Origin of the sequence: Citrobacter sp. FP75, from assembly GCF_018342065.1 — a bacterium.
Taxonomy (GTDB): Bacteria; Pseudomonadota; Gammaproteobacteria; order Enterobacterales; family Enterobacteriaceae; genus Citrobacter.
Map to the genome: position 1 here is coordinate 129,853 of NZ_JAFDOE010000006.1, position 23,176 is coordinate 153,028.

A 23,176-nucleotide genomic window follows, 5' to 3' on the forward strand; every position below is an offset into this window, starting at 1 on the left:
CTCTGCTGCTTTACGCCACGATGGTGGTCATTTGCCCTGGAAAACTGATCTGAATCACACCGCCCCAGGCGCACATTAACTGCGATTGCGCGGTGAGGGCGGGCGCATTGCCGACCATTATCGTTGGTGAACCCGGCATCCAGGGGGCGATGGTCATCGGAATGCACGGCATTGGTGTTAATACGCCAAGCGCCGCCGCGGTGGCTGCAGCCACGGTTGGGTTAGCGATGCTACTGCACATGCCGAATGGCATGATGTTTACAAACGGTTTGTTATCCATAATATTCGCCATCGGCAAATTATTAAGGATGGTGCGGTTAACGGGCAGAACGTTCAGCGGCGAAGGCGCCATACCAAACGCACATTGCAGTATTGCGCCCGTACAGACGGCAGGACAACTCATGGTAACACCCCCAATTGCCGCCACAGTCGGCGGGCGGATTCATCACTGTTAATCAGTTCAGAGAGCAGTTCCGGCAGCGGCGTATGTCCCCAGGCATGGGCGCGATACAGTAAATAAGGTACCGGGCTGTGTGGTTCAGTACGGGCCAGATAATCCGCCACCTGTTTAATCATTTGGTACGCTTCTTCCCGATGGGCGAACGTTGCTGTGTGGCTCACAGTTGGCACTACTTCATGAGCGGTAGATGGCGGCGGCTCCGGCGTGGCGTTCCCCAACGCCTGCTGACAGGTTTTGATTTTTTGCTCCAGTGCGCTGAAAGAGGGGGCTGAAACTTCGGGCCAGTGCTGACAGACGGCATTAAGTCGCTTGAGCCATTCGAGGCTGGCCGCCAGCGCCTGGGTCGTTGACTCGTCTGCGCTCGGCAGCGGAACGCCAGTCATTTTACCCTGCTGCCATTGCGTCACGGACACGCGGTCCTCGTTAATGATGAACAGAGGAGCCTCGGCGATTAGCGTGGCATAATGCTGCGCCATCCAGCACAACGGCGCGGCGCGATAATCGTAATCATCCTCTTTGATGTGTGGATGCAGGTCGACGGGATAACGCTCCAGCGCCAGCGTTAGCAGGGCTAACGCGTCGGGCAGAGCGGTTAAGCCGCGAACTCTGATCCACGCTTCGCCCAGCCAGCTCATAATCACCAGGTCCTTACTGTGCGTTTCGGTCAGTTGGGTGGCGATGTTGGCGACTTCTTCCCAGTCGGCACGGCGTGGCGTAGTTTGCCAGACGCCAGTTGGCAGCGTTTCGTCATCCTGCTGGCGAGCGGCGACCAGCCGATCAAACTCTGGCGAATAGCGGATGGACTCTCCGCAAGCGCTCTCTGTCCGGATAGGTGCCAGTAATGCCTGAATATGTTCCATCATTTACCTCCTGATAATCCCTGTTCTGTCAGCGGTGTCCACGGTAGCATCGTTTTGCCGTCACTACCCAACAACGCTACCTGCAAAAAGACCGTAGCGCGTAATTGCTTCTGACCGTCTCCGACCGGAAGTGAAAAATGCAGTGGCAGCGGTTGCGTCAGCGCGCCGCCGACGCGTTGTTGTTCAATCATTCTCAACAGTGACCATGCGCCCTGCCAGCGCCAACGACCAGTATCGCCTGCAACCGTTACGCCTGTCTGTGACAGGCCTGGCACTGGTCGCCATGCGGAGTTGGTGGCCCAACGCAGGCTAAAGCTCAGGTTATCGCTGGTGTGCCAGCGCAGATCCGTTGTACCACTCATGTATCCAAGCGTTTGCTGATTACCCACGAGCTGCCAGTCAGCAATCTGATCCGCGCCAACTTCATGGTTGCGTGAAGTGCGCCAGATAACCCGCACAGTGACGCCTTCGGGAGCCACCAGCGCGGAAAGAAGCGGTTGTGCCGCCGCCAGCTGTTGAATCAGCGGTGGCTGTTCTGGCAGGGTTTCCGGCGGGAGTTGCGCGAGCAAAACGGCGAGTTCGCGCACCCTGTCGACATCGGCATCCGGCGCGTGCGGTACGGCGGTAAAGGGGAAGTGTCCTGCCAGCCAGACGTTATACAGCGTGAAGATGTGTTGTACCGCGCCAATGCTTGCCTGCTGGCGAAGCTGCTGACATTTTTGCTGCGATGCGTTGACCAGCGCGTTGAGGGACTGGCTATAAAAATCGCTGCTGCCGGATGTGCTGAATTGCGCCAGTTCGCTCTGGCAGTTCTGCGCAGTCATTGTTGGCACCGCGGCGGCGAGGGTGGTCATTTGCGCTGACGGGCTGCCAGGATCCTGCTGTTGCTGCCGCTGCATGGCGCCCAGCGAACTGATCCAGCGGACGATCAACTGGTTATCAGCAGCCGTTAGCCACGGACGCTGTCTGTCCAGCCAGTCGATATCGGGCTGATAACGGGTCAGCGCTGCGGATATTTGCTCGGCCTGTGCCGCTGCCCAACCCGCCACTTTCTGGCTGCTTATCTGCGCCTGTTCTGCGCTGGTGTAGTTGACGGCAGGCGGATTCACCGCCGGGAGGAGCGCGCCGCCGTCCTGGCGTACCCGGGTAATCACTTGTGCGGCGATTTGCTGACGTAACACTGTAGAAAGTTGGGGTCGATTAAGCTGGTTGAAAGCCTCCACCACCCTGTCCGCGCTGGCGGTACTGATATTGCTATTTTGCGCAGTATCCGCAGCGCCGGTGTAGAGCGCCTGGCGCATGGCGTTTTCCACTGCCTGCTGGGCCAGCAGAGTGAGTCTGGGCCGCCAGATGCTGTCCGGGAGCTGCTGCATAAAACGTTCATATCCACCGTACAGCGCCAGCGCCTGCTGAAGCTGCAGGTTCCCAGGGTACGCGACTTCGCTTGCTGAGGGTTGATGCGTGCCCAACTGCCAGAAAGGCTGATTAAGCAGGTCGCGCAGGCTTTTTTGCAGCGCCAGAATATCCGGCGACACGCTAAAATCCCCTTCCGGCGACTGCTCGGTTAATGACGAAAAATGCAGCCGGGAGCCATCGACCTGTGCGAGAAAACGTTGACGCAGCAGCGCTTCGTGGCGCAATACCTCTTGAATCACGCCATTGTCGATCAGCCGTAGCGCGCGGGCCTGAGTCAGCAACTCATCCAGCGGTAATCGGATCGGGGAGTGGGTCGCATCGCGGCTCAGGTTATTAATTGTCGTCAGCGTGCTCTGTAAGCGGCTGACCTGACGGACCAACGAGCGGACAAACAGCGGGGTCACGTTCGTACCGTTGCTAAAGAGCGTCAGTAATTGTTCAAGCTGTTCCTCGTTGTTATCGAGGCTGGTGTTGCCATAATTCTGCTCCAGCCATTGCATGGCTTCGCGGGAAAAAATCTCGCTATTACGTTGTGTCAGTTCGCTGGCGTCGGGTAAGCGCAGGCGTGACAGATTTAACGTGGCAAACATCTCATTCAGTTCCCCCTGTGCAGGCAGTGAGTCCGTATCGACAGTCACGCCCCAGACGCTGGCGCTAACGGTAGCCAGCGTTTGCACGGTAGGCTGTTTCACCTGCATCAGTTGCAGTAACGGCAAATAGCGCGACTCCATCTGCTTTGCCTGGGTCAGTATTTGCTGAATCTGTCGATAGCGCTCTTCGGGCAACAGATCTGCTTGCTCAGCCAACTTCTCGTTTTTATTTTGCAGACAGATGCTGTTGGTAGCAGGCGTCAGTAGGGTCGCCATGGTCGCGTTGTGGAAGGTTTCACGTAGCTTCGTGTCGGTACGGCTGAACAGCGAGCCGGGCCAGACAACGGAACGGAACTGCCACTGCGGAATCGCGTTTAATATGCGCCAGTACAACGCGGCTGAGCGTTCGCCGGAGGCGCCGACGCGCACGGTTTGCGTGGCGAGAACCTGCAGACGATCGTGCAGTAGTATCGCGTTGGTGTGCTGGTATCGCCAGCTCCAGGTCATCGTGATAAGCCACAGTACGCAAAGACAGCTGTAACAGGCGAGAGTAATGAAATGGCGGCGCAGATTCAGGCGCAACAGACGGCGTACAGGCAGTGCCAGACCGCGTTCGGCGGCGATTTTCCCGTTCAGCAAGGTCTGACAAAACTGCATCTGCGGCTTGTCGTTGTTCAGTGTGCGGGCGACGAACCAGATCCCCCGCAGCAGCGGCGGCTCATCGCGGGCGTTGCTGTTGAACAGCGCATCGAAATAATCATGCAGCGGTGTGGCCAGCGGCGGGAAGCTCTCTGGCAACCGGAACAGCGTTTCCGGCGTTTGCCCCTGCAGCGTACCGAGTTCGGTAATGAGCAGGCGCAGCGATGCCCGGGTGTTGTCCAGCGCGTCGTCAATCCACTGTGGTTTCCAGATAGCCTCTCTGGCAACCGGTATCGCGCTGCCGATAGGGCTGCTGTGAGCATCTTCCGGTAGCTGTGCGAGCAGGTCGGCGACGCCCTCCAGTGACTCCAGCCCGCTTATCAGCAGATAGATCGGCAGACTCAATCCGCATACCTGCTGGATCTGCTGGCAGTTATTCAGCAGGCTGGCACGCGCCGCCTCATCGCTCTGCAACGCTTCCAGCGGCAGGGTGATAATCAACGCATCTAACGGGCGCTGAGGGCGACTTTTTACCAGCGCAGCCAGCGTTTTCTGCCAGTCGTTCTGGCGAATAAGGCGTTTCTTTCCGGCTGTTTGTAGCGTTTGCGGAATACACAGAAGACGACAGCGTTGGTTAAACCACCACTGCCCGAACCAATATTCCATGCCATCAGTCAGCGACCAGCTGCGGCAGAGCAGGCGGTTGTCGTCTTCATCACCGAGCATCAGGATGCGCATGCTGTCGTAAGGATCCTGGTCGCCACAGGCGCGCTGGATCTCTTTTTGCGCGCGGGTAAACGTGTCGTTGCGATACTCCCACTGCCACCAAACGCACCAGACGGTAATCGCCAGCAGCACCAGCACGATAATCAGCAGAGTCAGCCAGGGTTGTGTCACTTTTCTTCCCCCGGACAAGACTGGGTGACCGGGAAGTCAGGCAGCGTGCTGACGCCAATGGCATCTTCAATACTCAGCCATAAACGCTGACTTAGCAGCAACAGCGCCAGCAGTATGATGATGGCAATCAGGTGCAGGCGTGAGTTATCCGGCAGGCGGCGGTGCGCCGGGAGCTGTAACGGTGAACCCAGCGCGGTGGACGCCATGCGTTGCGCGAGATCGTCAGGTTCTGCGTCACGCTGAAAGGCGAAGCGCCAGAGCATACGACAAATCTCTTGTTGCGTTTGCTGGTCAAAATTGTCACGCCGGGAGCCAAACCCGAGCGTCAGGCAGCGCAGATAAAGCGCCGCGACATCACGCTGGCCCGGATTACGTTCATTGAGTAGCGCCTCGATTTTGCGGGGGATCCTGTCTCCCGCACTGTGGGTTTGCCACAGATGATATTCCAGCGGGCAGGTCTGCCACAGGGAGAGCGCTGGCCAGTCGCTGTAGAGGACAGTTTCATCAATCAACGCGACCAGGGCGTACACGGCGTCGTCAATGTGTTGTTGAAACGGCGCGCCCAGCTCACGCGTCAGGCGTCGGCTGAACTCCGCCACCGCCTGATTACCGCAGGCAAAAGCTTGATTATGCAGTTCAGCAGGCGTGAGCGTGCTGCTTTTCCAGCGTTCTAACTGCACCAGCCAACGAGAGAAAATCTCATCGAACAGGCGGCTGGCGGGCATATCAGGCACCCCTTGCATCATGGCGTTCCTCCTGACGGTACAACATGATTTGCAGCGGCATACCATCAGTTTCATGCAATGGGGCGATGACCAGCGGCGTCTCTTTTTCAAACCACTGGGTGGTCAGCGTCAATGTGAACAACGCAATGCTGCTGTCGGTTTCCCAGTTGCCGCGTTGATCCAGCGCCAGCGGAGTGAGGTTCATCCCGTGCATTCGCTGGCGACGCAGGATGTTCAAAAATGGCTGGCTGGCGACCAGGCTTTGTTGCAGCCAGACTCCGGCTCTGGCTGTGTCGCCTGCTGGCATCAGCAGGCCAACCACTACTTGCTCTCCGCCATGAATGTCCGGCGGGAGTTGCAGTGAAAAGTGGTTATCCAGTTTGCTAAAGTTGAGTCGTTGATAGCGGCGATGAATGTGCGCCAGTTGGGTTTTCAGCAGCGTGAAGAGGGTTGTGAATCCGGGGTGCATGTTTTGGTAATCAAATGCGGGTAGCAGGGGCAGAGTTTTGTCCTGAGTGAGGATTGCCGTCTGACCGATGAACAAGCACAGTACGCGCCAGAGATCCTGCGGGTGTGTCTGCGCACTGGTCATCAGGCTTTCCAGCAGCGGTAGCGCGCCCTGAATGCTCTGTAATGACAGCGTTAACCATAGCCAGTCGTGGGTACGCTGGCTCTGGTGCGCGAGCTGCATTTCCCGGCTCAGAAACAGAATTTTTTCCCGCGCCTGTAAACAGAGCTGCCGCGTATGACGAGAAAGATAGCTCTCTTCGCTGACCCTGGGCGCTGGCGCAAACCATTCGCTCTGACGAAACCCGCCTTCGGTATAGGTCACCTGAAGGAGCGGCAGGCAGATGAAATCGGCGCGTTCATGTGAGCACATCAGACGCGGCGCGGGCTGCCAGAGTGGAATACTCTCGGGAAATTCACCGCTGCACAGGTCTGGCAACGGTACGCTGTTGATGGAGCGGTGACGGGTGTCCATCGAAAGCCACTGTCCGGCGCGGCTTAGCGGCGGTAATGCCAGCCAAAGAAGGTGTTCACTGTCGGGCGCGGCGGGAAGCAAACGTGAGCAGTCGAACGTCAGCGGCGAATCGCGGCCAATGTCGTACTCAACCGGCGTCCCGTCGGGCATGATCGCCTCAAGGCGCAGTATGCGTAACGTTCCGGCACACAGCGCGGCTTCGTCAATGTGTAGCTGATTGACGCCCCAGAACCAGGGATTGGCGCACCGTGCGAGCGCGGCGGAAAGCGTTTCATTACGCAATGCCTGCAACTGGAAATGCTGCGGTAGCATTGCCATCCCTTCATACCAGCAGACCATTGCCGGAATCGTGCTCATAGTACCTTCCTTGTTCAGGGCGCGAGGACTGCCTCATCCGTCATTAATAACAGGTGCAGCGAATCTGCTTTATCCAGTCGTAACCGGTGATCTCCGGCGCTGCGGTAGCGGGCAAACAGCAGGATGGCTTCTGCCGGAACACCCTGCAGGGGATTGTCTTTTGCAACGAAACGCGAACCCGGCACCAGCTCCAGAGACCAGACATGTAGCCCGTCGGGGGCGTCTCGCAGCAGCTGCGATTTAGCAATGAACCACTGCCCGGCACTGAGCGATTGCACGGCGGGCAGCAACGCGGTATCGGTGACGGCGACAATATCGACGGCAACGGGGGTGTTATCATTTGCATCCGCAACTGTTTCAATGACGACATCATTAAATGCCACGCGGTTTTGCCAAAATGAACAGCCGCTATTCAGTAAAATAAATAAACCGAATGAAATTATATTAGCTGAATGGCGTAGGCCGTTTGTCATATAAAATCCTTTTATATCTTCATTAAGAAGGTAATTAATGGCAGCGATTTGTTTTTTGATTTAAATCATTATTAGGCATGTCTGAGTCAATAAAATTCGTTAACATCTAAACATTCATAAAATTAATGTTTTCTATTGATAGCATTAGTTAAATCATTTTTTATGTTTAACTTATTGATTTTTATGAGTTGATTTTTGGTTAATTGATTTTTGTCAAATGAGTCATTTTTGTGTAAAAAGTAAAAAATTAAGTTGATATTTATTTTGTAATATGTCTTTTATAATCCATATAGTTATTCAGGAATAGGCTGTTTCGAATAGTGGTGCTACCACGTTAGCACCAGGGATACTATTGCAATAAAAAGGATTGAATATGGCAGAGAGCATTCAGCATAAACTCAATCGTATTAGACCGCCGCGCGTTCAAATAACCTATGACGTGGAAACTGGCGGTGCGATTGAGAAGAAAGAACTTCCTTTGGTTATTGGTATTTTAGCGGATTTATCCGGGCAGCCTGCGTCGCCGCCAGAGAAATTACGCGAGCGGCGGTTTGTCGAAATTGACCGGGATAATTTTGATGATGTGCTCTCTTCCATCTCCCCGCGTCTGGCGATGCAGGTCGACAACCGCCTGGCTAACGATGGCAGTAAACTTAACGTTGAACTGCATTTCAACGAATTCGACGACTTCACTCCTCTCAATATTATCAATCAGGTTAAACCTCTCCAGCGACTGTTCCTTGCCCGCCAGCGCCTGCGCGATCTGCTGACCAAGCTGGACGGTAACGACGATTTGGATGCGTTGTTACAGCAGGTAGTAAACGATAACGCCGAGCTTCAGGCGTTAAGGCCCGCCACTGAAGAAAAACCGGCTGAAAATGCGTAACTGAGAAGGAAAAGAACAATGGACAATGTTCAGGAACAAACAGAAAGCGGCGCGCAGACGGTCACGCTGAGCGTGCTGGATCGCATTATTCAGGAAGGGCGGATGGCGCGCGATGAGCTGCAACAGACCTACGCGCGCGACATGCTGGAAGAGCTGGCAACGCAAATCCTTGATGAAGGCATGGCGATAGAAGGCGACACGGTGGCGATGATCAACCACCGTATTGCGCAGATCGATGAACTTATTAGCGCGCAATTGAACGAAGTGTTGCACCATCCTGATATGCAAAAACTGGAAGCGTCCTGGCGCGGTATGCATCAGTTTGTGATGAATACTGAAACCAGCACCCGACTGAAATTGCGCCTGCTGAACGTGTCGCGCAAAGAGCTACAGGATGACCTGGAAAAAGCGGTTGAGTTTGACCAGAGTACCTTATTCAAAAAGCTGTATGAGGACGAATACGGCACCTTCGGCGGCAATCCGTACAGCGTGCTGGTCGGCGATTTTGAGTTTGGCCGCCATCCGCAGGATGTGGCACTGCTGGAGAAAATCTCCCAGGTTGCCGCTGCGGCACACGCGCCGTTTATTGCCGCCGCCAGCCCTCGGTTGTTTGATATGGGATCGTTCGCTGAGCTGAATATTCCGCGCGATCTGGCGAAGATCTTCGAGAGCACCGAGCTGATCAAATGGCGGTCGTTCCGCGACAGCGACGACTCCCGCTATGTGTCGCTGGCGTTGCCGCACGTATTGCAGCGCCTGCCATATGGGCCGGATACCGTGCCGGTAGAAGGGGTTAATTTTGTTGAGGATGTTAACGGCCTGGATGCCAGTAAATATCTGTGGGGCAACGCGGCCTGGATATTGGCCAATCGTATTACCGAGGCGTTTGCCCTTTACGGCTGGTGCGCGGCGATCCGCGGTGCGGAAGGCGGTGGGCTGGTCGAATCTCTTCCGGCACATACCTTTGCTACGCCGTCCGGTGATATCAGCCTGCGCTGCCCGACGGAAATTGCCATTACCGACCGTCGTGAAAAAGAACTGAATGACCTCGGTTTTATCGCCCTGTGCCACAAAAAGAACACTAACACCGCCGCGTTCTTTGGCGGGCAAACGACCAATCAGGCGAAAATCTATAACACGCCGGAGGCCAACGCCAACGCGCGGATCTCAGCCATGCTGCCCTATATCCTCGCGGCTTCCCGTTTTGCGCACTATCTGAAGGTGATTATGCGCGACAAGGTCGGCAGTTTTATGAGCCGCGATGAGGTTGAAAGCTACCTCAATAACTGGATTGCCGGCTATGTGCTGCTTAGCGACACCGCACCACAGGAGATCAAAGCGCAATATCCGCTGCGGGAAGCGCGCGTTGATGTGCTGGATGTTCCCGGCAAGCCCGGGGTCTATCGCGCGGTGGTGTTCCTGCGTCCGCATTTCCAACTGGAAGAACTGACCACTTCTATTCGTCTGGTGGCTGAACTGCCGCCGCCGGTATCGGCGTAATCACACAAGGAGCCAGTATTTATGGATGCTATTTTTTTAAAGATTGATCCAATCAAAGGCGACAGCTGCGTTGATGGATATAAAGATCAAATCGAAATTATGTCCTTCAGCCATAACGTGGCAATGCAGGTCACTAACGATGTCAGTAACACCAACCGCACGTCAGGCCGGGCACATGTGGGGGAAATGTCGCTGACTAAATTTGTTGACCTGTCCACGCCTGAACTCAACCTTCACTGCTGTTCCGGGAAAATGATTGCCCAGGCCGTACTGACGCTATGTCGCAACGATGGCGACTCGGTGCTGCCGTTTATCATCTATACCCTCGACAACGTCTTGATTTCGCACATCAGCGTCAGCGGTGGGTCGGGGGGGAAACCCGTTGAAACGATGTCACTCAATTTCAGCAAAATTAAATGGGAATTGAAGGCCCAGAAAGCAGAAGGCGCGGAGAAAGGGGCTGCGGCATCGACCTGGGACATGATGATGAATAAGAAAGGAAGCTAATGAATGGGGCAACCATCCATCCCGGTCGCGTTGTTCGACAGGCTGCTGGATGAGGATATAAGCCCGCGTGAGTCGGTACGTCGGGAATTGATGCGACTGTTCAACTCCCGCGCTCCGGCAGGGGCCGAAGAATTACCGTTGCTGCTTGCCTGGGGCGTTCCGGAATGGCACGGATTTAATGCAGGCGATGAGCGGGCGCTTGGCGGGTATTGTCGCCAGCTTCGCGCCGCCATTTTGCGCCATGAACCGCGTATTCAGGCGCTGAGTGTCAGCGTGAGAGATGTCCATCAGCAGACCCTGGCGCTGCATCTTGACGTAGTGCTTCGGGAAGACGACGAGCCGCTCACGCTGGAACTCACGTATTTGCACGGTAGCTGGCAATGACCATCGCAGGAGAAGATCAATGGACGATCGATTGCTGGAGGATTACTTACAGGAACTCAGGTGGCTGCGTACTGCCAGCGGTGAGTTTGCCCGTCGGCATCCGCGCGTGGCTGCCCGGCTGCGGCTGAGCGAATTCGAATGTCCGGATCCCCACGTTGAAAGGCTGCTGGAAGGCTTTGCGCTGCAAAGCGCCCGGCTGCATCAACGCCTCGACGACGGCTTTGGCGAGCTGTGTGAGTCACTGCTGGAGCAGCTTTCGCCCCATTTGATGCGGCCTTTTCCTTCGGTTGCGACGGCCTGTTTTGTCCCCGATCCGCAGGCGGGCGATCTTAGTCAGGGTTACCCTCTCCCGGCCGGAACGCCGCTGTATACCCTGACGGAAAGCGGCGAGACAATCTGGTGGCGCACCGCGCTGACGCAAACGCTGTGGCCGCTGGAAATCGAGGATGTTGCATGGTGTGACGCCACGCAGGCACAGCAACTGAGCGGGCTCGCGCAGGCGCGCGGCGCGCTGCGTATTCAGCTGCGTTGCCTTCCGCCACATCAGTTTTCGGCGCTGGCGGTAAACCAGCTGCGCATCCATCTCTGCGGCTCACCGCAAATCAACGCCACGCTGTTCGATTTGCTGTATGCCCACGTTATCGGTCCGCGGCGCCCGCAGCCCGTTGGGCTGTTGAATGCTGAACGGATATTGCCGGGGGAATCTGGCGTGGAGTCCTCTGCGCTGGCGCTAAGCGCCTGGATGCACTGCCCGCAGGCGCTGATGTATTTTGATCTGCCGCTGGCGCAGGTGAGTGAGGGGGAGACAATGACGTTGTGTATTCCTTTCGACAGGGCGCCACAGGCGGCGCAGCATATTCAGTCTGGCGACATTCGTCTGGGCTGCACGCCGGTCATCAACCTGTTCACCCGCACTTCTGAACCGCTGCTTGCTGAGCATACGCGCAGCGAGCATCGGCTGGTGGCGGATCATCATGACAAAAATGTGCACATTTATCGCGTACAGGCGCTGTGGATGAGTCGTCGCGAGGAAGCCTGGCGCATTCCACCCTACTATTCGGCGCATGGGCATAGCGATGCGCGCTGGTACTGGCACGCGCGACGTCATCACCGCCAGGGCAACGAAATGTGGTTGACCCTGGTGGATAGCCAGTTTGATCCCCTCGAGGCTGCCGACGAGTACAGCCTGACGGCAAAACTGTGGTGTACCAATGGTGCAATGGCCTCGTTGCTTTCTGCGGGGACGTCGCTGACCTTTGAACAACCCGGCCCGGTTGCACAGGTACATTTACTGGGAACGCCGACCACACCTTCTGAACCTGTATCGCAGCGGGACGCACGCTGGAAGCTGCTTTCCTCGCTGGCGCTCAATCATCTGTCGCTGACCGAAGGCGAAATGGCGCTGGCCTCTCTGAAAGAACTGCTGGCGCTGTACGCCCCTTCTGCCGCATCCCCTGCCGTCTGGCAACAAATCAACGGTATCGACGCAATACGTAGCCAGCGGGTGAGCGAACACCGGGGGCGCGATGCCTGGCGCGGCTGGTGCAATGGCATCAGGGTGACGCTGGTCCTTAACCCCGAGGCGTTTACCGGCAGCAGCCGACTGCTGTTTGCGGGCATTATCGCCCGTTTTCTCGCGCGTAATGCCACCGCCAACTGCTTTGTGCGCACGGTCTTGCAGGATGAAGGGGAGGAGTTGTCGTTATGGACAGAAACCGAACAGAGCGCGCTGATAGCGTAATGGCACAGCTTAAGGGCGAGCCGTGGCGCTTCTCGCTGGAACAGAGTATCCGCATCTTACACGCGGCGGGTGAAACGCCCGCACTACGCGGCGATCTCGGGATGGCGTTTGGCCCGGCGGAAGTCGGCGCGTTGAGTGATGATGCTCTTCATGTTCGCAGCCTGGGGCCGGGCGGGGCCGATGGCGTACTGCCCTACGGCTGGCTGGAATGGCTGCAACAGGCGACGCAGGATAAAAATGCTGCCCCGCAGGACTTCATCCAGCTGTTCCAGCAGCGGTTTATCCAGCATCACTGCCGGAGTCTGAGCCTGTACCGCCTGGCAACGCCCTACGCCCGCCGTGAAAATGCGCCGGGGCTGGGTATCATGCGCGCGCTGTGCGGTTTTGGGCTTGAGGCGACGAATATGCGCGAGACCGACCTGCTGGCGCAAAGCGCAGGGCTGGCGAATCGCAGGCGCTCGACGGCGGGGTTTGTGGCGCTGGTGGCGGCTGTACTCAGTATCAACGTGGAAATAGAAGAATTTGTCGGGCGCTGGCAACCGCTGCCCTCACCGAGCCGGACAGGCTGCCGACTGGGACGCAACAGCGTCGCCGGGAGACGAATATGGCATCAGCATGCGGCGCTGCGAGTGCATCTGGATGCTAAAAACGCTGCGCAGTGGCGCGAATTTTTACCCGGTAGACAGGGTTTTTTCCAGCTCAGCAAGTTAGTGGCAATCTGGTTTGGTGCGGGGATAACGCTGCTGCTGATGATGCGAGGAACGCTGACGCTGGACCATCGCTTAACCCGCACCGCGCCGCCGCGCCTCGGCCATACCGCACAACTGACGAGCCGCAAACCCGCGTCGTTTCGCTGCCAATTGCAGCTTGAGGAGAACAATGCATGGATTTAAAAGCGCTGATACAACGACTCAACCCGGCCTGCCTGCGGGCGCTGGAACAGGCGGCAGAACGCAGCCGGGCGCAGGGGCACTGGTTTGTGGAACCGGAGCATCTGTTGCTGGCGTTACTGGATGACGAGCATGGCGATCTGGCGTGTTGCCTGAGTCCAGCGGCGATTTCTGCCGACACGCTGCGTGAAGAGATCCGTCGGGCGCAGGCGCAGTTCAAAACCGGCTGTACGCGGATGCCGGTGTTTTCGGTGCAATTGGTGGAACTGCTGGAAGGGGCGATTTTGCAGGCAGTGTTCCAGCGTATGACACAGGTGCGTTCTGCGCTGTTGATGCTGACGTTACTGACCCGCGAGCGGCTACGCGCGCAGCTGGCGCAGGGGATGCCATCGTTGCTGAGACTCTCCGCTGAAACGCTGGAAAGCCAGTGGCGGAACTGGTGCCGAAATTCTGTCGAAGAGCATCGCGATCCAACGCCTGACGATGCGTCGATGCATGACAGCGGCGTGCTGGATCAATATACCCACGATCTGACCCGCGACGCGCGGGACGGAAAGATCGACCCGATCATCGGGCGCGATAGCGAGATCCGCCAGTGTATCGACATCCTGCTGCGCCGCAGGCAGAACAACCCGATTCTGGTCGGTGCGCCAGGTGTGGGCAAAACCGCCGTGGCCGAAGGGCTGGCGCGACGCATTGCCGAAGGCAGCGTGCCACCGCCGCTGCGCGATGTGGCGCTGCTGTCACTCGATCTCGGTCTGTTGCAGGCGGGCGCGGGCGTGAAGGGCGAATTTGAACAACGTCTGAAAGGCGTCATCGACGCGGTTAAAAAATCCCCGCAGCCGATCATTTTGTTTATCGACGAAGCCCACACGCTGATTGGCGCGGGCGGTGCCGAGGGCGGCAGCGACGCCGCCAACCTGCTGAAACCGGCGCTGGCACGTGGGGAGCTGCGCACCATCGCCGCCACCACCTGGCAGGAATACAAAAAATATTTCGAGAAGGACCCGGCGCTGGACCGCCGTTTCCAGCGCATCCAGATTGAAGAACCGGACGAAAACAGCGCGGTGGTGATGCTGCGCGCGGTGGCCGACAAGCTGGAGGCGCATCACGGCGTGCAAATTCTCGATACCGCGATTCGTGAAGCGGTGCGCCTGTCCCAGCGTTACATCTCCGGGCGTCAACTGCCGGACAAAGCCATCAGCGTGCTCGACACCGCCTGCGCGCGGGTATCGCTGGCGCAGCATGACGTGCCGCCCCAGCTTGAGGAAATCCGCCAACAGCAGGCGGCGATCGATGAGGAAAGTGAACGTCTGAATCGTGAACTGCTGGTGGGCGTCGATCATCACGACCGGCTGTGCGAACTGGAGGAGCAGGCGAAAAAACTCCAGCTTCAGGCGCGGGAAGTGGAAGGACGCTGGCAGGACGAGCGTCAGCGGGTCGGTGAACTGCTGGCTACGCGCCAGCGGATGCTGGATCTCAGCGAGCGGCTGGACGATGACGACGAAGAACTCGAGCAGCAACTGGTGGAGTGCGCGGCGCTGATCGGCAAGCTGGAAACCGCCGCCGCGCAATTGCGCGATGAAGTGCCGCTGGTGCCGGACTGCGTGGATCCCGCCACCGTCGCGGCGGTGATCGGCGGCTGGACAGGGATCCCGCTCGGGCAGATGTTGACCGACGAAGCCCACGCCCTTCGTACGCTGGTTGAACGGATGAGCGAACGGGTAATGGGACAGCAGGCAGCGCTGGAGACCATCGCCCAACGCCTGCGCGCCTATCGCAGCGGTCTGACCGACCCGCAAAAGCCGGTCGGCGTGTTCCTGCTGGTGGGACCGACCGGCGTGGGCAAAACCGAAACCGCGTATGCCCTTGCCGATGCGCTGTACGGCGGCGAACGCAATCTGATCACTATCAACCTTTCTGAATATCAGGAAGCGCACACCGTCAGCCAGCTCAAAGGCGCACCGCCGGGCTACGTCGGCTATGGCAGTGGTGGGGCGTTAACCGAAGCTGTGCGCCGCCGCCCCTATTCGGTGGTACTGCTCGACGAAATCGAAAAAGCGCACCCGGACGTGCTAGAGGCGTTTTATAACGTCTTCGACAAAGGTGTAATGGAAGACGGCACCGGGCTGATCGTTGATTTCAAAAATACGGTGATGCTGGCGACCAGCAACGTCGGCGCGGAGTTAATTCTGGATACGCCAGCTTCTGAATTAAACAGCGAGTGGTTTAACGAAGATTTGCGCGCAGAATTATTAACACATTTCCGTCCAGCGTTTTTAGCAAGGATGACGACGGTGGCGTATCGGGCGCTGGATGAGGACATATTAAAAGGTATTGTGCTGGCTAAATTGGAAAAACTATCGCAGCGATATTTAGTGGCGACGGGGGAGAGGTTGGTAATGGATGAGAGTTTGGTCGAAAGAGTGATGGAGAAATGTAAGGGAGTCGGGGCCAGAGATGTTGAGAATCTGGTGGTTGGGGAAGTGATTTATTGAATTTTAAACTATAGAGGAACAATAATGGTTCGCAATTTAACATTAGCTGAGAGAGTTGTTGTTCGTCATGCTTTTGAAAATGCTTGTGAAATATGCAAAAAAGTTATCGAATCACCTGATGGTCAGTTAAGTGTCTGCATTCATACATATATGCATGCTCGTCCAACAGCAGCGCGACTACAGATTATTCGTGATGATTTTAGCCGTATTTTGGCAAAGCTTGTCAGTTTTAATCCTGAAAATGATGTTAATTTTAGGCGCGATGAAGGCGAAGCTTGTTTTGCTTATGTCGATCCTTCAATAGACACCGTAATATATATTGGAGATCAATTTTTTACTTCTAAACGGCGAGGTAAAGATACGCCTGCGGGAACATTTATTCATGAAACTTCCCATTATAGTTCCGTTCTTTCAACAGAAGATAATGCTTATGGCGATGATATAGAAGGGTTGAGCTTTACTCTTGCTAGAAAAAATGCAGATAGCTATGAATATATAGCAGAAATGTTCTTCTAGATGTATATAAAAGGACTTCTCCATGCCCAATACCATCGTCGCAGCAATCACACCGCCCCGTTAATTTGGCAACAGGTCATCCATACACCATGGTTTTTGGGATGTGGTAAAGGAGTCTTTAACAGTGCTTATAAAGATGCTTTTAATGGTCTACAATAAAACCTCATTAACGAGGAAAACACCATGCCATTTCATATCCTGACCAAAACCGCTGCCAGCATCACCGACCTGAAACGTAACCCGATGGGGACGGTTAACGCCGGGGAAGGTGAAGCGGTGGCGATTCTGAACCGCAACGAGCCTGCGTTTTACTGCGTGCCGCCTGCGGTTTATGCGTATCTGCTGGAGCTGGCAGAAGACGCCGAGCTGAACCGCATCGCCGACGAGCGCGAAGGCGGCAAGCGAATAAAGGTGTCTTTAAATGACCTATAACCTGGAGTTTTTAGATGTTGCGCTCAAGGAATGGCGCAAGCTTTCCCCTACATTACGTGAACAGTTCAAAAAGAAGCTGGCGGAGCGGCTGGAAAATCCCCATGTTCCTGCCGCCCGCCTTTCCGGCAAATTACACCGTTATAAAATTAAGTTACGCAGTGCCGGGTATCGTCTGGTCTATCAGGTCGAGGACGAGCAGGTTGTCGTTCTTGTGATCGCAGTGGGCAGACGTGATGGTGATGAGGTTTATCATCAGGCTAACCGGCGCTAGCGCTATCGTAGAAAAAGGAATTTCCCATGCCAGATACCACTATCATCAAACTCACCGCCCCAGCGCTAACCGGTCTTACCGCCGCTACTGCGCAAACCGAATCGGCGCTTAACGGCCTGACCACCGCCACTATAGCCGCAACCACCTCCGCGCCGTTAACTCTCGATGCCGCGCTGGCAACCCATCTGACCATCACCATTAACAACGCCGACTACGACGGCCTTATTGCCGAGGCGCACCAGCTTCCGGCGACCAGCAATGCCGATCGCTACCAGTTTGTGCTACGCCCCTGGCTGTGGTGGCTCACGCTTGCCAGCAACAATCGCGTTTTTCAGAACCTCAGTGTGCAGGAGATCGTCGAGAAGGTGTTTAAGGACGCTGGGTTCAATGACTATAAATTCCAGCTGAGAACCAAACCGGCGAAGCGCGAATACTGTCTGCAATACAACGAAAGTGACTTCAATTTTATCTCGCGGCTGCTGGAGCAGGAGGGGATCTTCTGGTTCTTTACCCATAAGGAAGGCAAGCACACGCTGGTGCTGGCGGATGATAACAGCGCCTTCCCGCCGATAACGGGTGAGAAAAAGGTGAAGTATCAGGCGGCACAGAGCGGCGAGCGGGAAACCGGGGCGATCCGCTCGGCGGAGCTGCGTTTGCAGGCGACTTCGCAGGGTTTCCAGAGTAGCGACTATAACTACGAGCAGCCAAAAGCCGCTTTGTTCGCGCAGGCGGGTGAGAAGAAGGGCGGCATGCACTATCCGCATCCCGGCGGATTCAGTGAGAAAGCGCAGGGCGACGCGCTGGCGGCGTGGAAGGTTAACGCCATGAAGGCACAGGCGAAGCAGCTGGTCGGTGAAAGCGACTGTTCGGCGCTGGCCGCCGGGCACTGGTATACGCTCACCGATCACGACGACAAAGCATTAAACATCGACTGGCTAATCACCGCCGTCAGCCACGAGCACGACGGCGAGCGTTATCGCAACCGCTTTACTGCCATCCCGAAAGCCACGCCGTATCGCCCGCAGAGCAGCACCCCGAAACCGTTTATGCATACCCAAACGGCGCTGGTAGTCGGTAAAAGCGGTGAGGAGATCTGGACCGATAAGCTCGGGCGGGTGAAGGTGCAGTTCCCATGGGACAGAGAAGGCAAACGCGACGAAACCAGCTCCTGCTGGCTGCGGGTCGCCACCACCTGGAGCGGCAACGGCTTTGGCGCGCAGTTTATCCCGCGCATTGGCCAGGAAGTGGTGGTGAGCTTTATCGACGGCGATCCGGACAAGCCGCTCATTACCGGCTGCGTGTACAACGGCGCGAATGCGTTGCCGTACGCACTTCCGGCGAATCAGACCCAGTCGGGCATTAAAACGAAAAGCGAAAAAGGCTTTAACGAACTGCGCTTCGACGACAAAAAAGATGCCGAACTGCTGGCGATGCAGGCGCAGAAAGACTTTCAGCTCACCGTGCTTAACGACAGCAAAACCACCGTTAGCCACGATGAGATCCACAGCGTTAAAAACGATCGCACCCGCAGCGTTGAAGAGGGCAATGAAACCGTCACTCTGAAAAAGGGCAATCGCACGGTGAAAATTGAAAAAGGCAGCGACACGCTGGAGGTGAAAGATAAACGCAGCGTGACGGTGAAAGGTGACCAGGAACATGCGGTTGAGGGCAACGAGACGCATAAGGTGAAGGGTAATTATACGCTGAACGTCGATGGCAATCTGACCATCAAAGTCAGCGGCACGCTGACGCTGGAGAGCGGCAAAACCCTGAGCGTGAAGAGCGGGGCGGACCTGAACGCCAGCGCGTCGACCAGTCTGAAGTTAGATGCGACCAGTATCGCCAGCGAGGCCAAAACTTCCCTTAGTCAGAAGGCGACGACCATCAGCCAGGAAGCAAAAGCCACGCTCACCAGCAAAGCCAGCGCCACTCAGACCGTGGACGGCGGCGGGATGCTGACTATCAAAGGCGGACTGGTGAAGATTAACTGATGGGGGAAACGCTGGAACATCAGCAGGATAGCACCCGGCTGCAGGCCGAACTCGCGGACGGTCAGCTTAACGGCGAAATGCGGATCGAAGAGCATGGTCGGCTTCTGTCGGTGCTGCGTTATCGGCAGGGAGCGCTGCATGGTGATATCGAAAGCTGGCATGCCAACGGCCAGCTTGCCATGCAGCAAACTTATCGCGACGGACAGCCAGACGGTGTGGCTCGTTATTTTTCAGAAGAGGGGACGCTGATACGTGAAGAGCAGTGGCTTCACGGTCAGCTGCATGGCGAATGCCGCAGCTTTTATCCTTCCGGCCAGTTGCAGATGCGTGAGCAGTGGCAGCAAGGGTTGCGCCACTCGCTCAGCGAACAGTTTTACCCGGACGGCGCGCCAGCCCAGCGGCAATCTTATGCACAGGGAAAACGGAAGGGGGAAGTGGAACGCTGGCTGCCGGACGGACGTGCGGTGGATGCTAAAGGTAAGCCGCAGTCGCGAATGAGCAAATGGACGGAGAGGCTGTAAACACACCTCTCATGTTATTTAACGCAAGTGATGCACAACCTGGTTACTGCTGCCGCGCCAGATAAGCATAGGGTCTTTGAGATCCTGCACGTATTTGCCATCGACCAGCACGTTGATGAGATCGACAACCTGCATTTGCGCGACGTTGAGTTCATCAAGCTTATAGCCGGTCCACACCCAGATATCTTTCCCTGGACACTCAGCGTGAATGCGCAGCACCAGTTTCAGGATATCCGGCACATTTTGCGGATGCAAGGGATCGCCGCCGGAGAGCGAGATCCCCTGGCGCTTGATTCGTGTGTCGTTCAGATCGGCAATGATCTTGTCTTCCATCTCTTGGGTAAACGGCTGACCCGAGTTCAACCGCCAGGTGCTTTTGTTGTAGCAGCCGGGGCATTCATGCACGCACCCGGATACAAACAGCGTGCAGCGGGTGCCGGGGCCGTTAACGATATCTACAGGATAATATTGGTGAAAGTTCATAGCTTGTAACCATGCCCGGTAAGCGTAGCGTCACCGGGCGTTAGCGTGGTAGGTGATTAACCGATCTGCCCGTTGCCTAAGTGCTTAACACGGCGCTTCACTTCTTCTTGTTTACCGGCGTTAAACGGACGTGCGTCCGGGCTGCCTAAATAACCGCAGACGCGGCGGGTGACCGACACGCGCGCTGCGTCGTGGTTACCGCATTTCGGGCAGGTGAAGCCTTTGCTGGTGCACTCGAACTCACCGGTAAAGCCGCACTCGTAGCACTCATCGATTGGCGTGTTGGTCCCGTAATACGGTACGTGCTGATAGCTGTAATCCCAGACGTCTTCCAGCGCTTTCAGGTTGTGCTGAATGTTCGGGTATTCGCCATAGCAAATGAAACCCCCGCTCGCCAGCGGCGGGTATGGCGCTTCGAAATCGATCTTGTCGTACGGATTGACCTTCTTCTCTACGTCGAGGTGGAAGCTGTTGGTGTAATAACCCTTGTCGGTCACGCCCGGCACTACGCCAAATTCGGCGGTATCCAGACGGCAGAAACGGTCGCACAGGTTTTCGCTCGGTGTGCTGTACAGGCTAAAGCCGTAGCCGGTCTCGTCTTTCCACTGATCAACTGCCTGACGCAGACGTTCCACAATGGCGATACCTTTGGCGCGCAGCTGTTCGCTGTCGTACATGTGCTTGTCGCCACACAGCGCGTTGATGGTCTCGTGAATACCGATGTAACCCAATGAAATTGACGCGCGGCCATTTTTAAAGATTTCAGACACGTCATCGTCGGCTTTCAGACGCACGCCGCAGGCACCTTCCATATACAGGATTGGCGCAACGCGGGCTTTCACGCCTTCCAGACGCGCGATGCGGGTCATCAGAGCTTTACGCGCCAGCACCAGGCGATCGTCGAGTAGTTTCCAGAAAGTGGCTTCATCACCGTGTGCTTCCAGCGCAATACGCGGCAGGTTGAGGCTAATCACACCGAGGTTGTTACGCCCGTCGTGAACCTGTTCGCCGTTCTCGTTTTCCCACACGCCGAGGAAGCTGCGACAGCCCATCGGGGTTTTGAACGAACCGGTCACTTTCACCACCTGATCGTAGTTCAGGATGTCCGGATACATGCGCTTGCTCGCGCACTCCAGCGCCAGCTGTTTGATGTCGTAGTTCGGATCGCCAAACTTGTGGTTCAGGCCGTCACGAATCGCGAACACCAGTTTCGGGAACACGGCGGTTTTACGATTTTTACCCAGACCGGCAATGCGGTTGCGCAGAATGGACTGCTGGATCAAACGCGATTCCCAGCTGGTTCCCAGACCAAAACCAAAGGTGACGAACGGCGTCTGACCATTGGCGGTATGCAGGGTATTCACTTCATACTCGAGGGACTGGAATGCGTCATAGCACTCTTTCTCGGTACGGGAATGCGCATAGCCGTCGGCATCCGGGATCTGCCACTCTTCAGCAGTTTTACGGTGTTTATTAAAGCTCTCGGTGACGAACGGCGCGAGAACTTCATCAATACGGTTAATGGTGGTGCCGCCATAAATGTGGCTGGCAACTTGCGCGATGATTTGCGCGGTGACGGCAGTGGCGGTAGAGATAGATTTTGGCGGCTCGATCTCCGCGTTACCCATCTTAAAGCCTTGCGTCAGCATGCCTTTCAGGTCGATCAGCATGCAGTTGAACATCGGGAAGAACGGCGAGTAATCGAGATCGTGATAGTGAATATCACCGCGCTCGTGCGCCTGAACCACATCACGCGGCAGCAGGTGCTGACGCGCATAGTGCTTGGCGACGATACCGGCCAGCAGGTCGCGCTGGGTCGGGATCACTTTGCTGTCTTTGTTGGCGTTTTCGTTCAGCAGGGCAGAGTTGGTTTGCTCAACCAGACCACGAATTTCCTGGTTCAGGCGGCCACGTTTTTCACGCTGGATATCACGGTCGTGGCGATATTCGATGTACGCGCGGGCGAGTTGTTTGTACGGGCCAGACATCAGCTGGTTTTCCACCGCTGTCTGGATCTCGTTGATATCGACCTTGCTGCGCTCATTCATCTGGCTGCTAACGACTTCTGCGACGGTGGCACAGTAATCTGCGTCATCGACTCCCGCTGCTTTAGCTGCACGCAGAATGGCTTCTTTGATGCGCTCTGATTTAAACGGCACTTTACAGCCATCTCGTTTCATCACATGCGGTGTCATGATCACTCCATATTTATAAGAACAGGTTATCCACAGAGGTTGGGAAGCGCTCACTGGTTTATTCATCTCTCTATCCAATGACTTCCCGTAATCCAGACCCTATTTATCCACATTTCCACCGTTACCGAGGGAAATGATGTTGTAGCAATTGTAGACGATAAATACAACATGTTGGGTCGGCGTGCATTTTAAGTTCTATATGTAGTGATTTGCATCAAGGATGTTTACGATTTTATTGATGTAGCGCAAAGTAAAAACTGAAGCGTACAGATGACGGGCAGTACAGCGATTGTAAATTGTAGTTAGAAAATTCTGATTAATTATTCAACAAAAACAGTAGGGTAAAACCGGGCAGGTGTTATGCTGCCCGGAACGGGCTATGACGCTAACGACTGCATCCAGTGGATACCTGCATTGATGAAGGCCGCCGAGGCGACGAGACCCAAAATGAGCGGTACAAGGTAATTGCTCTTCACGCGATTTTCTGGCGCTTCCTGAGCTGGCGTAGTGCCAGGTGAGAGCAGTGCCAGTACCTCTTCGGCAGACGTGGCGTTAAGAATGGCGTTTCGTATCTCATCGTCAACCAGCGATGAGGTGAGCTGAGTTAATAGCTGCATATGCGTGGTGCCTGCTTCCGCGTGCGGGATTGCCAGCAGGAACACTAACCGTACTGGTTCAGGCCCTTCAAGACCAGGCCACAGTATCGGCTCGGGAAAGAGGGCGACACAGAACGACGCCTGCACGACGGAATCACATTTCCCGTGAGGGACGGCCAGCTCTTCTCCCAGTGCGGTCGGTCCTTCCTTTTCACGACGCAGAACGCTGTCGATAAAAGCCTCTTTGCTTGTAATCAGCCCGCATTCGAACAATGCCGAAGACATATGCCGGATGATCGCATCGGGAGAAGATTGCGGCGGATCGATAAAAATTAACGCCTGACGAGTCAGTGTGGACAATTCCAT

The 23,176-nt window shown here is 56.0% G+C and carries 21 protein-coding genes; 12 read left to right on the forward strand and 9 right to left on the reverse strand.

Annotation, left to right across the window (positions count from 1 at the left end; translation table 11 throughout):
- Positions 1-10: 10 nt before the first annotated feature.
- From JQ822_RS19030 to JQ822_RS19055, 6 genes are read right to left on the reverse strand one after another with little or no spacing between them, the layout of a single operon-like run.
- Positions 11-403, reverse strand: coding sequence for a DUF4280 domain-containing protein (locus tag JQ822_RS19030; protein ID WP_213134770.1), 393 nt, complete (start codon positions 401-403; stop codon positions 11-13).
- Positions 400-1,323: a type VI secretion system protein TssA gene (locus JQ822_RS19035; RefSeq protein WP_244849012.1), complete on the reverse strand. Its 924-nt coding sequence runs from the start codon at positions 1,321-1,323 to the stop codon at positions 400-402. The genes JQ822_RS19030 and JQ822_RS19035 overlap by 4 nt, the downstream gene beginning before the upstream one ends.
- On the reverse strand, positions 1,320-4,862 hold the full coding sequence (locus JQ822_RS19040) for a type VI secretion protein IcmF/TssM N-terminal domain-containing protein (RefSeq protein ID WP_213134771.1): 3,543 nt from the start codon (positions 4,860-4,862) through the stop codon (positions 1,320-1,322). The genes JQ822_RS19035 and JQ822_RS19040 overlap by 4 nt, the downstream gene beginning before the upstream one ends.
- Entirely contained in the window at positions 4,859-5,608 is a 750-nt protein-coding gene (locus JQ822_RS19045) for a DotU/TssL family secretion system protein (RefSeq protein ID WP_244849013.1), read from the reverse strand. The genes JQ822_RS19040 and JQ822_RS19045 overlap by 4 nt, the downstream gene beginning before the upstream one ends.
- Positions 5,589-6,926, reverse strand: a complete 1,338-nt coding sequence (gene tssK, locus JQ822_RS19050; protein WP_213134772.1) for a type VI secretion system baseplate subunit TssK — start codon at positions 6,924-6,926, stop codon at positions 5,589-5,591. The genes JQ822_RS19045 and tssK overlap by 20 nt, the downstream gene beginning before the upstream one ends.
- Positions 6,927-6,940: 14 nt before the next feature.
- Positions 6,941-7,399: a T6SS protein Cts2N gene (locus tag JQ822_RS19055; RefSeq protein ID WP_213134773.1), complete on the reverse strand. Its 459-nt coding sequence runs from the start codon at positions 7,397-7,399 to the stop codon at positions 6,941-6,943.
- 373 nt (positions 7,400-7,772) lie between these two features.
- Here JQ822_RS19055 and tssB point away from each other — a divergent pair, with 373 nt between their 5' ends.
- The 12 genes from tssB to JQ822_RS19115 all read left to right on the forward strand — a co-directional run bounded on the left by tssB (position 7,773) and on the right by JQ822_RS19115 (position 19,536).
- Complete coding sequence (gene tssB, locus JQ822_RS19060; RefSeq protein WP_213134774.1) at positions 7,773-8,285, forward strand: type VI secretion system contractile sheath small subunit; 513 nt, start codon at positions 7,773-7,775, stop codon at positions 8,283-8,285.
- 18 nt (positions 8,286-8,303) lie between these two features.
- The gene (tssC, locus tag JQ822_RS19065) at positions 8,304-9,785 is read left to right on the forward strand and encodes a type VI secretion system contractile sheath large subunit (RefSeq protein WP_213134775.1); all 1,482 of its coding nucleotides are present in this window, start codon (positions 8,304-8,306) and stop codon (positions 9,783-9,785) included.
- Between the two features lie 21 nt (positions 9,786-9,806).
- On the forward strand, positions 9,807-10,292 hold the full coding sequence (locus tag JQ822_RS19070; RefSeq protein WP_213134776.1) for an Hcp family type VI secretion system effector: 486 nt from the start codon (positions 9,807-9,809) through the stop codon (positions 10,290-10,292).
- 3 nt (positions 10,293-10,295) lie between these two features.
- A complete protein-coding gene (locus JQ822_RS19075; RefSeq protein ID WP_213134777.1) occupies positions 10,296-10,676 on the forward strand; it encodes a GPW/gp25 family protein in 381 nt (126 codons plus the stop codon).
- A gap of 19 nt (positions 10,677-10,695) precedes the next feature.
- On the forward strand, positions 10,696-12,417 hold the full coding sequence (gene tssF, locus JQ822_RS19080; protein ID WP_213134778.1) for a type VI secretion system baseplate subunit TssF: 1,722 nt from the start codon (positions 10,696-10,698) through the stop codon (positions 12,415-12,417).
- A complete protein-coding gene (locus tag JQ822_RS19085; RefSeq protein ID WP_213134779.1) occupies positions 12,381-13,310 on the forward strand; it encodes a type VI secretion system baseplate subunit TssG in 930 nt (309 codons plus the stop codon). The genes tssF and JQ822_RS19085 overlap by 37 nt, the downstream gene beginning before the upstream one ends.
- Positions 13,301-15,805, forward strand: coding sequence for a type VI secretion system ATPase TssH (gene tssH / locus JQ822_RS19090; protein ID WP_213134780.1), 2,505 nt, complete (start codon positions 13,301-13,303; stop codon positions 15,803-15,805). The genes JQ822_RS19085 and tssH overlap by 10 nt, the downstream gene beginning before the upstream one ends.
- A gap of 24 nt (positions 15,806-15,829) precedes the next feature.
- On the forward strand, positions 15,830-16,321 hold the full coding sequence (locus JQ822_RS19095; protein WP_213134781.1) for a M35 family metallo-endopeptidase: 492 nt from the start codon (positions 15,830-15,832) through the stop codon (positions 16,319-16,321).
- A gap of 183 nt (positions 16,322-16,504) precedes the next feature.
- Positions 16,505-16,753, forward strand: coding sequence for a type II toxin-antitoxin system Phd/YefM family antitoxin (locus tag JQ822_RS19100; RefSeq protein ID WP_016155558.1), 249 nt, complete (start codon positions 16,505-16,507; stop codon positions 16,751-16,753).
- Positions 16,743-17,024: a type II toxin-antitoxin system RelE family toxin gene (locus JQ822_RS19105; RefSeq protein WP_016155559.1), complete on the forward strand. Its 282-nt coding sequence runs from the start codon at positions 16,743-16,745 to the stop codon at positions 17,022-17,024. The genes JQ822_RS19100 and JQ822_RS19105 overlap by 11 nt, the downstream gene beginning before the upstream one ends.
- A gap of 26 nt (positions 17,025-17,050) precedes the next feature.
- Positions 17,051-19,015, forward strand: coding sequence for a type VI secretion system Vgr family protein (locus tag JQ822_RS19110; protein ID WP_213134782.1), 1,965 nt, complete (start codon positions 17,051-17,053; stop codon positions 19,013-19,015).
- A complete protein-coding gene (locus JQ822_RS19115) occupies positions 19,015-19,536 on the forward strand; it encodes a toxin-antitoxin system YwqK family antitoxin (protein ID WP_213134783.1) in 522 nt (173 codons plus the stop codon). The genes JQ822_RS19110 and JQ822_RS19115 overlap by 1 nt, the downstream gene beginning before the upstream one ends.
- 18 nt (positions 19,537-19,554) lie before the next feature.
- On the opposite strand, the gene nrdG is transcribed toward JQ822_RS19115, so the two are convergent.
- From nrdG to JQ822_RS19130, 3 genes are all read right to left on the reverse strand, one after another.
- Complete coding sequence (nrdG, locus tag JQ822_RS19120) at positions 19,555-20,019, reverse strand: anaerobic ribonucleoside-triphosphate reductase-activating protein (RefSeq protein ID WP_213134784.1); 465 nt, start codon at positions 20,017-20,019, stop codon at positions 19,555-19,557.
- Positions 20,020-20,075: 56 nt separating this feature from the next.
- Entirely contained in the window at positions 20,076-22,214 is a 2,139-nt protein-coding gene (gene nrdD, locus JQ822_RS19125; protein ID WP_135323341.1) for an anaerobic ribonucleoside-triphosphate reductase, read from the reverse strand.
- Positions 22,215-22,591: 377 nt separating this feature from the next.
- Entirely contained in the window at positions 22,592-23,176 is a 585-nt protein-coding gene (locus tag JQ822_RS19130) for a fructose PTS transporter subunit IIA (RefSeq protein WP_213134785.1), read from the reverse strand.